Origin of the sequence: Rathayibacter sp. VKM Ac-2754, from assembly GCF_009807095.1 — a bacterium.
Classification (GTDB): Bacteria; Actinomycetota; Actinomycetes; order Actinomycetales; family Microbacteriaceae; genus Rathayibacter.
The window spans coordinates 16,127-31,541 of record NZ_WUCC01000012.1 but is presented as its reverse complement, the minus strand read 5'-3'; the positions used below and the strand labels follow the sequence as shown (position 1 = coordinate 31,541).

Below are 15,415 nucleotides of genomic sequence, written 5' to 3'. Positions count from 1 at the left end.
GCTGTCCAGCCCGTCCGGTGCGCGGAAGCGGCCCCTACGGTGGAGAGATGACCGAATCAGCACTCCCCGCCTCCTCCGATCGGCACGACGTCCTGATCGTGGGCGGTGGCAACGCCGGACTGTCGGTCGCCGGGCGTCTGCGCCGCTACGGAGTCTCGGACGTCGCCGTGATCGAGCCGCGCGAGACCCACTTCTACCAGCCGATGTTCTCGCACGTCGCGGGCGGTACGGCGCCGGCATCGAAGGCGACCCGCCCGCAGGCCTCGGTGATGCCGAAGGGCGTGACCCTGATCGGCGACCGCGTGCAGACCATCGATCCCGTCGCGAAGACGGTCACCCTCTCGTCGGGGCGCCGCATCGGCTACGGCCAGCTCGTCGTCTGCCCGGGCATCCAGAAGGACTGGGCCTCGGTGCCCGGTCTGACCGAGGCTATGCAGTCGCCCGTCGGCATCTCCAACTACGAGTACGACTACGCCCGCAAGGCGTCGAGCGTGCTGCGCGACGTCCGCAGCGGCACAGTGGTCTTCACGCAGCCCGACGGCACGGCCACCTGCGCGGGCGCCTCGCAGAAGCCGATGTACCTGGCCTGCGACTACTGGCGCGAGACCGGCGTGCTCGACGACATCCGGGTGGTGCTGGTGCTGCCCACGCCCACGGTGTTCGGCATGCCGCTCATCGACGCCGAGCTCGAGCGCAAGGTGGCGGAGTACGGCATCGATGTGCGCTACAGCCGGGAGCTGGTCGAGGTCGACGCCGGTCAGCAGACGATCGTCATCGCCGGTGACGGCGCTCGCGAGACGCTCTCGTACGACGTCCTGCACGCCGTCCCTCCGCAGTCGGCGCCCGACTGGCTCGCCGACACCGGACTCACCGCGCCCGGCGACGCCGGCGGCTTCGTCGACGTCGACCCGCTCACGCTCCGGCACCCCCGCTATCCCGATGTGTGGGCGCTGGGCGACGCCGCCGCCACCACCAACTCGAAGTCCGGAGGCGCCCTCCGGCCGCAGGTGAAGGCCCTCGCGAAGAACCTGGTCGCCGCGCGCAAGGGCAAGCCGCTGCCGCAGGTCTACAACGGCTACTCCGTCTGCCCGTTCGTCGTCTCCCGCTCCACCGTCGTCTTCGCCGAGTTCGACGACCGCTACCGCCCGATGCCGACGATCCCCTTCTGGAACGGCCTTGCCAAGGAGCGCCGCGCCACCTACCTGGCCGACCGCTTCGTGCTGCCCTGGGTCTACTGGAACCTCATCCTCAAGGGCCGCGCCTGACCCGCCCCGCGAGCTGCCGCACCTGCTGAACAGGGCCGCGATCCTCGCTGATCGAGCCCCCAGCCGCGCAGCAGGCATATCGAGATTCCCCGCGTCAACAGACAGGACCGGAATGCGGATCTGCTGAAGCTGGTGGGTCTCGATACGCCCCTGCGGGGCTACTCGACCAGCATGAATGGCGGCAGGCGCCGTCTCCTCTGCCAGCACGCTGGCTAGTGCGCCGATGCCCCTCTCTACAGGGCGAGGTGCATCCGCTTACTCCGCAGGGTCACCGGCGATCCGCGTGCGAGCGGATCGTCGTACCCGGAACGCTCCCCGCTCCTCCCACCGCAACCACCCCTGGAAGCCGACCGCGCGACGAACGACGACGAAGGAGGAGTTCGTCGAATCGAGCACAGCCCGACTGCGCGACGGACGACGAGGAACGAGGAGTCCGTCGACGCGGAGCGGAGACGAAGAAAGGGCCCGGCCAACGGCCGGACCCTTTCTTCGTCGCAGTGCAGCGCAGAACTACAGCGCGGCGACCTGCTTCGCGATGGCCGACTTGCGGTTCGCGGCCTGGTTCTTGTGGATGACGCCCTTGCTCGAGGCCTTGTCGAGCTTCTTCGCGGCGAAGGCGAGCGCGGTGGCGGCCTTCTCGGAGTCGCCGGCGGCGATGGCGGTGTGGACCGCGCGGACGGCGGTCTTCAGCTCGCTCTTGACCGCCTTGTTGCGGTCATTCGCCTTCTTGTTGGTGAGGTTGCGCTTGATCTGCGACTTGATGTTTGCCACGTGGATTACCTTCTTCTCGAATGTGCGTGTGTGCGTGCAGCCGGCTACTCGACGGAGTGCCTCTTCCGCGGGCGTCGGTGCGATCGCCGCGCGGTGCGACTGGAGGTCGCCGGCCAGTGATCACTCCACAACTCCGGGAGTCCGGGTGGGAGCGCAAGCCAACAAGGAACTTTAGCGCACCCGTCGCCCCCGTTCAACTGCGCCGCGCGGCCGCGACACGCCGCGGGTGCACGGGTGTCATCGACGAGGGCGGGCCACGCGCGCCGATACTCTGGCCAGCGATGCCACGTCTCGCCGATCACATCCCCGCGGTGCCGCCCTCGGGCATCCGCCGTCTCTTCGAGATCGCCCTCCGCCTCGAGGGCGTCACGTTCCTCGCCGTCGGCGAGCCCGACGTGCCGCTCGCGCCGCACATCATCGAGGCCGCGCGGGCCGCGTGGGCCGCCGACGACACGAACTACGGCCCCAACGGCGGCATCCCCGAGCTGCGTCGCGCGATCGTCGACAAGCTCGCCCGCGACAACGGGATCCACGCCGACGTCGAGCAGGTCTGGCTCACCATCGGCGGCACGCAGGCCCTCTACCAGGCGATGACGCTCACGCTGGCCGCGGGCGACGAGGTCCTCCTGCCCGATCCCGGCTACACGACGTTCACCATGAACGCGCGGATGATCGGCGCGATCCCCGTGCCCTACACGCTGCGCCCCGAGAACGGCTTCTTCCCCGATCTCGACGAGCTCGAGCGCATCGTGACCGACCGCACCCGCGTGATCATCGTCAACAGCCCGTCCAACCCGCTCGGAGTCGTCTACCCGCGGCCGCTCCTCGAGCGCCTCCTCGAGTTCGCCCGCCGCCACGACCTCTGGATCATCAGCGACGAGGTCTACGAGTACTTCACCTACGGCCGCCCGCACGTGAGCCTGGCGGCGATCGCGGAGGAGCTCGGCCACGACGACGACCGGATCTTCAGCGTCTTCTCGCTCTCGAAGACCTACGCGATGACCGGCGTCCGCGTCGGCTACCTCGTCACGCCTCCCGGCATGACGAAGACGATGGTCACGGTGCAGGAGGCGGCGATCAGCTGCGTCGCGACTCCCGACCAGCGCGCGGCCCTCGCGGCGCTGACCGGACCGCAGGACGCGGTGGCCGCCGCCTCCGCCCACTACCTCTCGAACCTCAAGCTCGCCACCGCTCTCCTGGACGAGCGCGGCATCCGCTTCCGCGAGCCCGAGGGGGCCTTCTACCTCTGGGTCGACGTCTCGCACGCGAGCGAGGGTGACGTCGCAGGCTGGGCCGAGGCCTTCCTCCTCGAGACCCTCGTGGCGGTCGCGCCCGGCAGCGCCTTCGGACGCAGCGGCGAGGGCTGGATCCGCATCTGCCTCGCCGCCGACCCCGCCGACATCGAGCACGGCCTCCGCACCCTCCCGGCCCCCGCGTGAGCGGCGACGGGATCCTCGTCCGCCGCGTGCGGGCGAGCGAGTACGACGAGGTCTCGCGCCTCCGGGTCACCGCCTACGCCCACGACTACGAGCTGGGGGAGGAGTACGCCGCGGACGTCGCGGACGTCGCCCGGCACGACCGCGAGGGCCAGGTCTGGGTGGCGGAGGATCGCGACGGCCGCCTCCTCGCCACCGTGACCACCGCGGCCGAGGGGCGCACCCTGTACGAGCTCGGCCGGCCGGGCGAGCTCGACTGGCGGCTGCTCGCCGTCGCCCCGGAGGCGCGCGGCCGGGGTCTCGGCCGCCTGCTCACCGAGTTCGTGGTGATGCTGGCGACCGAGCGGGGCCTCGAGCGCGTCGTGATGAACAGCGGCACCGACATGCTCGCCGCGCACGCCCTCTACGAGAGCATGGGCTTCAGCCGCCTGCCCGAGCGCGAGAACCCGCCCGGCGTCGAGCCGACCCGGACGTACGGTCTCGACCTCTAGTCGGGCAGCCCGAGACGGCCCCGCCCCACGGGCATGGGACACTGGACCCACAATGTCTCCACGTGCCCTCACCGCCCTCGAGCCCGCCGCGACCGATCCGGCGTCGATCCGCAACTTCTGCATCATCGCGCACATCGACCACGGCAAGTCCACCCTCGCCGACCGCATGCTCGGCATCACGGGCGTGGTCGAGGACAGGGCGATGCGCGCGCAGTACCTCGACCGGATGGACATCGAGCGCGAGCGCGGCATCACGATCAAGTCGCAGGCCGTGCGCATGCCGTGGGAGCACGAGGGCCGCACCTTCGCCCTCAACATGATCGACACCCCGGGTCACGTCGACTTCTCGTACGAGGTCAGCCGCTCGCTCGCCGCCTGCGAGGGCGCGATCCTCCTGGTCGACGCGGCGCAGGGCATCGAGGCCCAGACGCTCGCCAACCTTTACCTGGCGCTCGAGAACGACCTGGCGATCATCCCGGTCCTCAACAAGATCGACCTCCCCGCGGCCGACCCCGACAAGTACGCGGCCGAGCTCGCGAGCCTGATCGGCGGCGACCCCTCCGACGTGCTGCGCGTCTCGGGCAAGACCGGTGTCGGAGTGGAGGCGCTGCTCGACCGCGTCACCGAGCTCGTCCCGCCCCCGATGGGGAAGAAGGACGCGCCGGCCCGCGCGATGATCTTCGACTCGGTCTACGACTCCTACCGCGGCGTCGTCACCTACGTGCGGATGATCGACGGCCAGCTCTCGCCGCGCGAGAAGATCCAGATGATGTCGACCCGCGCCACGCACGAGATCCTCGAGATCGGTGTGTCGAGCCCCGAGCCGACCTCGACCAAGGGCCTCGGAGTCGGCGAGGTCGGCTACCTGATCACGGGCGTGAAGGACGTGCGCCAGTCGAAGGTCGGCGACACCGTCACCACCGCGTCGAAGCCCGCGACCGAGGCGCTTCCGGGGTACACCGAGCCGCTGCCGATGGTCTTCTCGGGTCTCTACCCGATCGACGGCAGCGACTACCCCGACCTGCGCGAGGCCCTCGACAAGCTCAAGCTGTCCGATGCCGCGCTCGTCTACGAGCCCGAGACGTCCGTCGCCCTCGGCTTCGGCTTCCGCTGCGGATTCCTCGGCCTGCTGCACCTCGAGATCGTGACCGAGCGCCTCGACCGCGAGTTCGGCCTCGACCTGATCACCACGGCGCCCTCGGTCATCTACGAGGTCACGACGGAGGACAAGAAGACCGTCACCGTCACGAACCCGAGCGAGTTCCCGGTCGGCAAGATCGCCTCCGTCACCGAGCCGATCGTCAAGGCCGCGATCCTCGCGCCGAAGGACTACGTCGGCACGATCATGGAGCTCTGCCAGAGCCGGCGCGGCACCCTGATCGGCATGGAGTACCTCGGCGAGGACCGCGTCGAGATCCGCTACCACATGCCCCTCGGCGAGATCGTCTTCGACTTCTTCGACAACCTCAAGTCGAAGACCGCCGGCTACGCCTCCCTCGACTACGAGCCCGCCGGCTCGCAGGAGGCCGACCTGGTCAAGGTCGACATCCTGCTGCAGGGCGAGCAGGTCGACGCGTTCAGCGCGATCGTGCACCGCGAGAAGGCCTACGCCTACGGCGTGCTGATGACCGGGCGCCTGCGCAAGCTGATCCCGCGCCAGCAGTTCGAGGTGCCGATCCAGGCCGCCATCGGCGCGCGGATCATCGCCCGCGAGTCGATCAGCGCGATGCGCAAGGACGTCCTCGCCAAGTGCTACGGCGGCGACATCACCCGCAAGCGCAAGCTCCTCGAGAAGCAGAAGGAGGGCAAGAAGCGCATGAAGATGGTCGGCCGCGTCGAGGTCCCCCAGGAGGCGTTCATCGCCGCGCTCTCCGGCGACGTGGAGACCAAGGACAAGAAGTAGCGCTCTCGTCGCGACAGCAGAAGAGGGAGGCGGGCACCAGCCCGGCCTCCCTCTTCACCTGCGCTCGTCGATCAGTCGCGTGCGGCCCGACGTCGGGTCACGAGGAGCACCGCGCCGCCGAGCAGCAGGAGCGCCGCGCCGCCGATCGCGAACGGTGCCGCGTCGGCGCCGGTGCTCGCGAGCGATCCGCGACCGTTCCCTCCCGTCGCCGTGACGGGCACGGTCGTCGGGGTCGACGTCGGCGTCGCCGTGGTCGCCGGAGTCGGGACAGCGCCGCCCGAGGACGCGCCGCCGTCGAGGGTGGCCGCCGCGATCAGGCGCCCGTACTGGTCGAACGAGGCGTAGGTGTGCGGGTCGGTCGTGAACTCGGCGGGGATCGTCTGCGTGTACGCGCCTCCGACGACCGTGGTCGTGCCGATCGCCGTGGGCTCCGAGTAGAGGTAGCTCGTGATCGAGCTGCCGTCGAGGTCGTTCGGCGTCTCGCCGTACTGGAGTCCGCTCACTGTGAGGTCGAAGGCGACTCCGGTCTCGTACTCGGCGGGGGCGATGCTGTAGTCGGTCAGGGCGACGAGTCCGCCGTTCTCGAGCTCGTCGAGGCTCGGCGCGGTCGGCACCGGCGCCTCTCCGACCAGGGTCGCCTGATCGGTGTCGGGGTCGACGACCCACGACACCGTCTCGCCGCGGTAGGCGGCGAGCGAGAAGGTGTCCACGGGCGGGTCGTCCGTCGGGTCGCTCGGGTTCGAGAGGTACACGCTGAGCGGGCCGGCGAGCGTCTCGAGGGTCCCCGTGCCCTCGGCGTCGAGGGAGTCGGTCGTCCACGAGACGACTCCGCCCGAGCCGGGCACCTGGAAGCCCGCGACAGCGGTCCAGCCGGCCCACTCCGGGCCGAAGTCGACCTCGACCGTGCCCCCGTTGGCCCCCTGGTCGACCTCGTCGTAGGCGAGTGCCGGACCTGCGCCGAGCAGTGCGCCCGCCGCCGTCGTGGTGAGAATGACGGCGGCCCCGAGGCCTCCGATGATCGTGCGCGGGCGTCGAGCCACGTGCGTCCCCCTCTGTGGTTCTCAGCGCCCGGATCGGGCGCCGTCCTGATCCTGTCGGCGCGCACAGGTCGCGTCAAGGTCGGGTTCAGAGGCGTGACGCTCCGGGTCAGTGCGCGTCGTCCTGACCGGTGACGTGCACGGCGTAGCCGTGGCAGCCCGCGGTCGTCCAGTCGTAGGGGCCGTCGGTCTGCTCGCCCCACTCGGCGACGGAGCCCGGCGAGCCGGCGGGGTAGAGCGACCCCTCCGACGGGTCGTCGCCCGAGCGCGGCCCGCTCGGGCGCTCCCACCAGAGCATGTACGTGTAGTCGAAGCCCTGGTCGAGCATGCATTGGGCGATGATCCGCTGCTGCTCGATCCAGATGTCCGCGTTCGCCCGCTCGCTCTCGTCGAACGCCGCGGGGTAGACGAAGGCATCGGTGTCGGAGGAGAGGTCGTAGACCGGCTGCCCGGTGCCGTAGTCGCGCGGCAGCGTCTCCCGGAGGGTCGGTGTCGCGAGCGGCTCGAGGCTCGGCTCGGCGACCGGTGCCTCCGGCGTGGGCTCGACAGCGGTCTGCGTCGGCACTGCGGAGGCGGGAGCCAGCGCGGCGGCCGGTCCGTCGTCGGCACCGGAGCGGCCCTGGCATCCCGCCAGTCCGCCGACCGCGACCAGCAGTGCGAGCCCCCAGGCGGCCGGGCGGAGCGCTCGCGCTCCCGATGTCGTCGTCCTGCTCCGCACTGCGCCCCCGCGATCCGACATCGTCCGCGAGTAGGGGAGACGTCGCGAGAACAGTAGCGCCGGATCCGGCCCCCGCGCACGATCGGCACTCGCTCGGGTGCATCGGATACCCTGGAGTCTTGCGCACGGGCCCGCTGCGGCCCACCGCATCGGACCACCGCCCCATCACCGCAGCCGAGAAGAGGAGCACGCCGTGAGCATCCGACGCTCGAGCTTCGAGGGGCAGCCGCAGGTCACCTACGCCGCGGTCGGCGGGACCCTCGCACCCGACCTGCTCGAGTACCCGCCCGACGGATTCACGGCCGAGCGCTTCGAGGCCCGCCTCGGCTCCGGCGCCGAGCGCTTCGCCATCACCACCGCGTCGCTGATGACGTGGGGCGTGCAGCGCGGGAGCGGCATCCGCGTCGCCGACATCACCTCCGGCAGTGGAGTGCAGTACACCGGCGTGAACTTCGACGCCGCGGGCACCCCGATCGATCTGGCGAGCCGCCCGACCGAGGAGCACTTCGCCCCCGACGGCACCCCCTACATCACCGCCGGGGTGACCGCGGTGCTGAAGGTCACGCTCCTCGGCCGCACGGTCGACGCTCCGGTGCGGGTGGTCTACGTCGTGGACGAGCCCGACCAGGTCGGCTTCGCCTATGGCACCCTCGAGGGCCACCCCGAGAGCGGCGAGGAGTCGTTCGTCGTCGAGAAGCGCGCCGACGACTCGGTCTGGCTCGTCATCCGCGTGTTCTCGCGCCCCTCCACGGCCCTCTACCGCCTGGGTGCCCCGGTGCTCCGCTCCGTGCAGAAGCGGCAGGTCAAGAAGTACCTGCGCGCGCTGCTGCCGGCGCGCGTCAGCTGACGTGGGAAGCGCCCTCCCGCTCGCCGATCCCGCTCCGCTCGACGGCCTGCTGCCCGCCTCCGTCGTAGACGGGGTCGAGCAGCGCGACCTCGGTCTCTACGTGCACGTGCCGTTCTGCCGGGTGCGCTGCGGCTACTGCGACTTCAACACCTACACGGCCACCGAGCTCCGCGGGGCATCGCAGCAGGACTACGCAGGCCAGGCGATCGGCGAGATGCAGCTGGGCGCCGCCGTGCTCGAGCGCGCCGGGCTGCCCCGTCGTCCGGCGGCGACCGTGTTCTTCGGAGGCGGCACCCCGACGCTGCTCCCCGCGGGAGATCTCGTGCGGATGCTCGACGGGCTGCGAGCGAACTTCGGCATCGCCGACGGGGCGGAGATCACGACGGAGGCGAACCCCGACTCGGTCGACGCCGCGTACCTGCGCACCCTGGCCGACGCCGGCTTCACCCGCGTCAGCTTCGGGATGCAGTCGGCCGTCCCGCACGTGCTGGCGACGCTCGAGCGCACGCACGACCCCGAGCGCGTGCCTCTCGTCGTGCAGTGGGCGCGCGAGGCGGGACTGCAGGTCAGCCTCGACCTGATCTACGGGACGCCGGGGGAGTCGCTCGCCGACTGGGAGCGCTCGCTCGACTCCGCGCTGGCGAACCGCCCCGACCACCTCTCGGCCTACGCGCTGATCGTCGAGGACGGCACCAAGCTCGCCCGGCAGATCCGCCGCGGAGAGGTGGCGACTCCGGACGACGACCTCACGGCCGACATGTACGAGCTCGCGGATGCCCGCCTCGCCGCCGCCGGCTACTCCTGGTACGAGGTCAGCAACTGGGCCCTGGACGACGCGCGCCGTTCGCGGCACAACCTCTCGTACTGGCTCGGCCACGACTGGTGGGGTGTCGGACCGGGCGCCCACAGCCACGTCGGCGGGGTGCGCTGGTGGAACGTGAAGCACCCGGCGGCCTACGCCGACCGCCTGCGCGCAGGCGACTCACCGGCCGCGGGGCGCGAGACGCTCGACGCCGACACGCGCCGGGTCGAGGACGTGCTGCTGCGCTCGAGGCTCTCGGACGGTCTGCCGATCGATGCGATCGACCCCGAGCACCGGCGCGACGTGGCGGGCCTCATCGCGGACGGCCTCGTGGACGGTCGCGCCGCCCTGCAGGGCCGCATCGTGCTGACACTGCGAGGCCGCCTGCTGGCCGACGCGGTCGTCCGCCGCCTCACCGACGGCTGAGGCTCACAAGTAAGGCCGGAATCCCCGAATCCCGAGATTTCGGGAGCAAGGGGGCTTCCGGCCTTACTTGCGCGGACGTTCCTACTTGAAGAACGGGATGCTCAGCGGGTACGTGTAGTACTCGCCCGCGCTCGCCCGGACCGCCGCGATGATCCCGAAGACGATGACCAGGATCGGCACGACGAAGAACACGATCACGCCGATGAACACGAACGTCAGGATCGTGCCTGCGACGTAGGCGATGAGCGTCGTCAGGTGGAAGTTGAGGGCCGACTTGGCGTGGGCCTCGAGGAACGGCCCGCGGCCCTTGAACACCAGGAAGACGATCAGCGACGGCAGGAAGCTGAAGAAGATCCCGAGGACGTGCGTGACGATCGCCCAGGTCTTCTCGTCCGCCGGGTTGAGCGGCGGAGCGGGAGTCCCGTAGGCGGGGGGCGGGGGAGGGGTGGCCGACATGGTGGTCTCCTGTTTCCGACGTCTGCGCGTCGGGCGACCCCCGAGCGCTCGGCGTCCATCGTGGCATGCGCGGGCGTCGCGCGAGTCGTCCTACTTGATGAGGCGGACGGCGAAGGGGTAGCGGTAGGGGACCCCGTCCTTGGCCTTCAGGAACCCGAGGATCGAGAACACGATCGAGACGACCCAGGCGGCGAGGTCCAGAGGGATGCCGATGATCGCTCCGACGATCGTCGCCGAGAGGATCCACGCGACCACGTGGACGATCATCAGCGTGATCTGGAAGTTGAGCGCCTCCTTCGCCTCCGCCTCGGTGAATCGCCCGCGCTCCTTGAAGACGAGCCAGATGATGAGCGACGGGAGGAAGGACAGGATGCCGCCGAGGTGGGCGAACGAGGCCCACTGGCGGTCCTCCGACTCGGTGAGCGGGGCGGCGGCGGGGCGGGGAGCGGGCTGCGGTGACCCGCCTGCGTCGGGGGATGACATGGTCGATTCCTCTCAGAAGACGCGCTCCGGCGCGCGTCGGGAGACGTGCGCACCGGCCGGTCGCGCGTCGACCGCCTCCGACCGCGCGCTCACGGTACTGCCGCCGCCGCCCGCGGGCAATGTCCCGAGCACCACGCCGTTCCGAGCGCAACCCCGCCCCGCTCCCTCGCACGCGGTTATGATTGGCACTCACTCTCGCGGAGTGCCAGGGCCCGCGACGAGGTGCACGAGCAGCACGACGGGAGGTCGATCGCATGGTGACGGAGCGGGGTCTCCAGGTGCTGCGCGTCATCGTGCAGGACTACGTCGCGCATCGCGAGCCGGTCGGCTCGAAGTCGATCGTCGAGCGCCATGCGTTCGGAGTCTCGGCGGCGACCATCCGCAACGAGATGGCCCAGCTCGAGGAGGAGGAGCTCATCGCGGCCCCGCACACCTCCTCCGGCCGCGTGCCCACCGACAAGGGCTACCGGCTCTTCGTCGACCAGCTCACCGATCTGCGTCCGCTGACCGCGGCGCAGAGGCAGGCCATCGAGACCTTCCTCGGTCAGAGTCCCGATCTCGACGAGGTCCTGGTCAAGACGGTGCGGCTGCTCTCGCAGCTGACCAACAGCGTCGCCCTCGTGCAGTACCCCTCCTTCGGCGCCGCCCGCATCCGGCACGTCGAGCTGGTGGCCCTCGCCCCGCGACGCCTCCTCTCGGTGCTGATCACCGACACCGGCCGCGTCGACCAGCGGGTGCTCGAGACGCCGGCCGACGTCGACGACGAGCTGCTCGGCGAGATCCGCGCCAAGCTCAACACCGCCGTCCTCGGCCTCGGCCTCCAGGCGGCCGCCGAGACGCTGCAGTCCGCTGCCGAGCGGTTCGCCCCGGAGCGACGCGAGACGCTCGCGCCGATCCTGCAGACCCTGCTCGAGCAGGTCGGCGCCAATCGACAGGACCGCCTGGTCATGGCGGGCGCCGCGAACCTGGTGCGCACCGAGGAGGACTTCTCGGGCAGCATCTACCCCGTCCTCGAGGCGATCGAGGAGCAGGTCGAGCTTCTGCGCCTCTTCGCCGAGATGACTCCCGACCCGCGAGGGATCTCGGTCCGCATCGGCCGCGAGAACGCGCCCTTCGGCCTCCAGGAGACGTCCGTCCTCACCAGCGGCTACAACACCGCGGGCGGTCAGGTCTCGCGCCTCGGCGTCCTCGGGCCGATCCGGATGGACTACTCCGGCAACATCGCGGCGGTCAGAGCCGTCGCCCGCTACCTCTCCCGCCTCCTCGGCGAGGAGTGACACCGATCCTCCGCCGGTCCCTCCGGCTCCCGACAGGTCCGCCGTGCCCGGCGCACCGACCCACGAACGAAGGACGAAGCCACCTGTGGCCGATCACTACGAAGTGCTGGGCGTCGCCCGCGACGCCTCCGCCGACGAGATCAAGAAGGCGTACCGCCGCCTCGCGCGCGAGCTGCACCCCGACGTCAACCCCAGTGCGGATGCCTCGGAGCGCTTCAAGCTCGTCACGCACGCCTACGACGTCCTGAGTGACGCCCAGCAGCGCCAGCAGTACGACCGCGGGCCCCAGGAGGGCTTCCCGGGCGGCGCGCAGGGCTTCGGCGGCTTCGGCGACATCTTCGAGACCTTCTTCGGCCAGGGCGCCCAGGGCTCGTCGCGCGGCCCGCGATCGCGGCGCGAGCGCGGGCAGGACGCCCTCCTGCGGGTCGAGGTCTCGCTCGACGAGGTCATCTTCGGCACCCACCGCGACCTCGAGGTCGACACCGCCGTGCTCTGCGAGACCTGCCAGGGGTCGTGCTGCCAGCCCGGCACCTCGCCGGTCACCTGCGACATCTGCCACGGCTCCGGCCAGATCCAGCGCACGGTCCGCTCGCTGCTGGGCAATGTGATGACCGCGAGCCCCTGCGGCACCTGCCGCGGCTACGGCACCGTCATCGCGACCCCGTGCTCCACCTGCCAGGGCCAGGGCCGCGTCCGCGCGCGCCGCACGATCCCCGTCGACGTCCCCGCCGGCGTCGACACCGGTCTGCGTTTGCAGATGCCGGGCAGCGGAGAGGTCGGCCCGGCCGGCGGCCCCAACGGCGACCTCTACCTCGAGATCAAGGTCAAGCACCACGACGTCTTCAGCCGCAACGGCGACGATCTGCTCTGCACCCTCGAGGTGCAGATGACGGATGCGATCCTCGGCTCGACCGCGACGCTCGCCGCGCTCGACGGCGACATCGAGATCGAGGTCAAGCCCGGCACGCAGAGCACCGAGATCGTCACGATCAAGGGTCGCGGAGTCACGCGCCTGCGCGGCAACGGGCGCGGCGACCTGCGCATCGGCATCCAGGTGGTCACCCCCACCAAGCTCGGCCACCGCGAGCGCGAGCTCGTCCAGGAGTTCGCGAAGCACTACAAGCCGCAGAAGCCGGCGCTCACCCACTTCCAGCAGGGGCTGTTCTCGAAGCTCCGCGACCGCTTCCTGGGCTGACCCGGGCGTGGCGCACCACTACATCGACGAGTCGCTCGACTCCGGCGACTTCGTCTCCGGCGGTCGGCTCGTGCTGACCGGGGCGGAGGCGCGCCACGCCGCCACGGTCAGCCGTCTGCGCGCGGGCGAGACCGTGCGCGTCGGTGACGGACGCGGGCGGGTCGCGACGGCGGTCGTCGAGAGCGCGGAGGCGTCGCGCGTCGCGCTCCTCGTCGAGTCGGTCGAGGAGGCGGCGGCGCCGTCCCCCCGCCTCGTGCTGGTGCAGGCCCTCGCCAAGGGCGACCGCGACGAGCTCGCGATCCAGGCGGCGACCGAGCTGGGAGTCGACGAGGTCGTGCCGTGGCAGGCCGCCCGCTCCGTGTCCCGGTGGTCCGGGACGAAGGAGGAGAAGGGCCGGGAGCGCTGGCGCAGCATCGTCCGCGAGGCGAGCAAGCAGTCCCTCCGGGCCCGCGTGCCCGACGTGTCGGCCCTGACGGCTCTGCGCGGAGTCGTGGAGCGCGCCGCGACCGCGCGGATCCTCGTCCTCGAGCCCGGTGCCGCCTCCCGGCTCTCGGCCGTGGTGCCCGACGGGCGCGACCTCGTGCTGGTCGTCGGCCCCGAGGGCGGCATCGCCCCGGAGGAGCTGCGAGCGCTCGAGGAGGCGGGGGCCGAGGCCGTCGCGCTGGGCGACTCCGTGCTGCGCACCTCGACCGCCGGACCGGCCGCCATCGCCCTGCTCTCGGCGCGACTCGGCCGCTGGTGACGCGCGCCCTCGGCGAACGGCGCCCCCGAGTGCCGGTGCCCGCCTTTACGATGGACGCATGAGCGAACCGACCGTCTTCACCCGCATCGTCCGGGGCGAGATCCCTGCCGACGTGGTGTTCGAGAACGAGCGCATCCTCGCCATCACCGACATCGCGCCGAAGGCGCCGGTCCACCTCCTCGTCTTCCCCAAGACGCAGGAGTACGCGACCGTCGCCGCCCTGGCCGCCGCCGACCCCGCCCTCCTCGCCGAGATCGTCCAGGTCGCGCAGACCCTGGCCGACGCGCACGCCGGCGGGCAGTTCCGCCTCGTGTTCAACTCGGGCGAAGAGGCCGGTCAGACCGTGTTCCACGTCCACGCCCACGTCCTGGGCGGACACCTGACGGAAGGCTCCCTTGCCACCGGTTGACCACTCGGGCGACAGCCCGGCAGTTCCGACCCCCGATCTCCCCGGCGGCACCACCGCCGCCACGCCCCTCACCGGCCCGGCGCACCGCGTCATCGCCGTCGACGGAGTCGCCATGGTGCGCCTCCTCGGACCTCAGGACCGGCTCATCCGAGCGGTCGAAGGACGATTCCCCGATGTCCGGGTGCACGTGCGCGGCAACGAGGTGACGCTCGACGGCGAGCGCGACCCCGTCGCCTCCGCGGCGCGCCTGGTGGAAGAACTGGTGCTCATGACGGCAGGCGGCCACGACCTCGATCCCGACGGCGTGCGCGAGTCCGCGCGGATCCTGCAGAACGGCGGCCCCGTGTCGCCGGCGGAGGCGTTCGGGCAGGCGATCCTGACCGCGCGCGGCAGGAGCATCCGCCCGAAGACCCTCGGGCAGCGCGAGTACGTCGACGCTGTCGACGAGAACACGATCACGTTCGGCATCGGCCCTGCGGGAACGGGCAAGACCTATCTCGCCATGGCGAAGGCGGTGCAGGCCCTCCAGCGGAAGGAGGTCGAGCGCATCATCCTGACGCGCCCGGCGGTCGAGGCGGGGGAGCGGCTGGGCTACCTGCCCGGGTCCCTCACCGACAAGATCGACCCGTACCTCCGCCCGCTGTACGACGCGCTCAACGAGATGATGGACCCCGAGAACGTCCCGAAGCTCCTGGCCGCGGGCACGATCGAGGTCGCTCCGCTCGCCTACATGCGCGGTCGCACGCTCAACAACTCGTTCGTCGTGCTCGACGAGGCGCAGAACACCACTCCCGAGCAGATGAAGATGTTCCTCACCCGCCTCGGCTTCGGCTCGAAGATGGTCGTCACGGGCGACATCACCCAGGTCGACCTCCCGACGGGTGCGAGCGGCCTCCGCCTCGTCACCCGTGTGCTCGACGGCATCGACGACATCCACTTCTCGCGCCTCACCAGTGAGGACGTGGTGCGGCACAGCCTCGTCGGCCGCATCGTCGACGCCTACACCGAGTACGACCAGCAGAAGCAGGCGCAGCACTTCGAGCGCGAGCAGGCGCGCGAGTTCGCCAATCGCGCCGAGCGCCGCGGCGGCCCCGTCCGCACCGCCGGCGAGAGCCAGCCCAAGCGCCCCCGCGGCTGACACCGCCCGACCGAGAGAA

The 15,415-nt window shown here is 71.0% G+C and carries 16 protein-coding genes; 11 read left to right on the top strand and 5 right to left on the bottom strand.

Annotated elements, in window-relative coordinates; all coding sequences use genetic code 11:
* The first annotated feature begins 47 nt into the window (after positions 1 to 47).
* A complete protein-coding gene (locus GRS92_RS16535) occupies positions 48 to 1,265 on the top strand; it encodes an NAD(P)/FAD-dependent oxidoreductase (protein ID WP_159858535.1) in 1,218 nt (405 codons plus the stop codon).
* 510 nt (positions 1,266 to 1,775) lie between these two features.
* On the opposite strand, the gene rpsT is transcribed toward GRS92_RS16535, so the two are convergent.
* On the bottom strand, positions 1,776 to 2,036 hold the full coding sequence (gene rpsT, locus GRS92_RS16530; RefSeq protein ID WP_056044322.1) for a 30S ribosomal protein S20: 261 nt from the start codon (positions 2,034 to 2,036) through the stop codon (positions 1,776 to 1,778).
* A gap of 281 nt (positions 2,037 to 2,317) precedes the next feature.
* Between rpsT and GRS92_RS16525 the strand changes: the two genes are divergently transcribed.
* From GRS92_RS16525 to lepA, 3 genes are read left to right on the top strand one after another with little or no spacing between them, the layout of a single operon-like run.
* Positions 2,318 to 3,475: a pyridoxal phosphate-dependent aminotransferase gene (locus GRS92_RS16525; RefSeq protein WP_159858532.1), complete on the top strand. Its 1,158-nt coding sequence runs from the start codon at positions 2,318 to 2,320 to the stop codon at positions 3,473 to 3,475.
* A complete protein-coding gene (locus tag GRS92_RS16520) occupies positions 3,472 to 3,963 on the top strand; it encodes a GNAT family N-acetyltransferase (protein WP_159858529.1) in 492 nt (163 codons plus the stop codon). The genes GRS92_RS16525 and GRS92_RS16520 overlap by 4 nt, the downstream gene beginning before the upstream one ends.
* Before the next feature lie 52 nt (positions 3,964 to 4,015).
* Positions 4,016 to 5,866: a translation elongation factor 4 gene (gene lepA / locus GRS92_RS16515; RefSeq protein ID WP_159858526.1), complete on the top strand. Its 1,851-nt coding sequence runs from the start codon at positions 4,016 to 4,018 to the stop codon at positions 5,864 to 5,866.
* Between the two features lie 71 nt (positions 5,867 to 5,937).
* Here the strand turns inward: lepA and GRS92_RS16510 are convergent, their stop codons facing one another.
* Complete coding sequence (locus tag GRS92_RS16510; protein ID WP_159858523.1) at positions 5,938 to 6,906, bottom strand: LPXTG cell wall anchor domain-containing protein; 969 nt, start codon at positions 6,904 to 6,906, stop codon at positions 5,938 to 5,940.
* Positions 6,907 to 7,012: 106 nt separating this feature from the next.
* Positions 7,013 to 7,642 (bottom strand): hypothetical protein, encoded by a 630-nt coding sequence (locus tag GRS92_RS16505; RefSeq protein WP_159858521.1) that lies wholly within the window; start codon positions 7,640 to 7,642, stop codon positions 7,013 to 7,015.
* Between the two features lie 172 nt (positions 7,643 to 7,814).
* Here GRS92_RS16505 and GRS92_RS16500 point away from each other — a divergent pair, with 172 nt between their 5' ends.
* Complete coding sequence (locus tag GRS92_RS16500; RefSeq protein WP_235022086.1) at positions 7,815 to 8,468, top strand: DUF1990 family protein; 654 nt, start codon at positions 7,815 to 7,817, stop codon at positions 8,466 to 8,468.
* Position 8,469: 1 nt separating this feature from the next.
* Positions 8,470 to 9,696, top strand: coding sequence for a radical SAM family heme chaperone HemW (gene hemW / locus GRS92_RS16495; protein ID WP_159858518.1), 1,227 nt, complete (start codon positions 8,470 to 8,472; stop codon positions 9,694 to 9,696).
* A gap of 81 nt (positions 9,697 to 9,777) precedes the next feature.
* Here the strand turns inward: hemW and GRS92_RS16490 are convergent, their stop codons facing one another.
* Positions 9,778 to 10,152: a DUF4870 domain-containing protein gene (locus GRS92_RS16490; RefSeq protein WP_159858515.1), complete on the bottom strand. Its 375-nt coding sequence runs from the start codon at positions 10,150 to 10,152 to the stop codon at positions 9,778 to 9,780.
* Positions 10,153 to 10,242: 90 nt separating this feature from the next.
* Positions 10,243 to 10,635 carry a DUF4870 domain-containing protein gene (locus tag GRS92_RS16485; protein WP_159858511.1) on the bottom strand — a complete coding sequence of 131 codons (393 nt, stop codon included), beginning with the start codon at positions 10,633 to 10,635 and terminating at the stop codon, positions 10,243 to 10,245.
* 254 nt (positions 10,636 to 10,889) lie between these two features.
* On the opposite strand from GRS92_RS16485, the gene hrcA reads away from it, so the two are divergent.
* The 5 genes from hrcA (at position 10,890) to GRS92_RS16460 (ending at position 15,396) form a co-directional block, all read left to right on the top strand.
* Positions 10,890 to 11,912, top strand: coding sequence for a heat-inducible transcriptional repressor HrcA (hrcA, locus tag GRS92_RS16480; protein WP_159858508.1), 1,023 nt, complete (start codon positions 10,890 to 10,892; stop codon positions 11,910 to 11,912).
* Positions 11,913 to 11,997: 85 nt separating this feature from the next.
* Positions 11,998 to 13,107 carry a molecular chaperone DnaJ gene (gene dnaJ / locus GRS92_RS16475; RefSeq protein ID WP_159858505.1) on the top strand — a complete coding sequence of 370 codons (1,110 nt, stop codon included), beginning with the start codon at positions 11,998 to 12,000 and terminating at the stop codon, positions 13,105 to 13,107.
* Positions 13,108 to 13,114: 7 nt separating this feature from the next.
* On the top strand, positions 13,115 to 13,849 hold the full coding sequence (locus GRS92_RS16470) for a 16S rRNA (uracil(1498)-N(3))-methyltransferase (protein WP_159858502.1): 735 nt from the start codon (positions 13,115 to 13,117) through the stop codon (positions 13,847 to 13,849).
* Positions 13,850 to 13,907: 58 nt separating this feature from the next.
* Positions 13,908 to 14,258 (top strand): HIT domain-containing protein, encoded by a 351-nt coding sequence (locus GRS92_RS16465; RefSeq protein ID WP_159858499.1) that lies wholly within the window; start codon positions 13,908 to 13,910, stop codon positions 14,256 to 14,258.
* A 112-nt stretch (positions 14,259 to 14,370) separates the two neighbouring features.
* Positions 14,371 to 15,396, top strand: coding sequence for a PhoH family protein (locus GRS92_RS16460; protein WP_159858746.1), 1,026 nt, complete (start codon positions 14,371 to 14,373; stop codon positions 15,394 to 15,396).
* Positions 15,397 to 15,415: the final 19 nt, after the last annotated feature.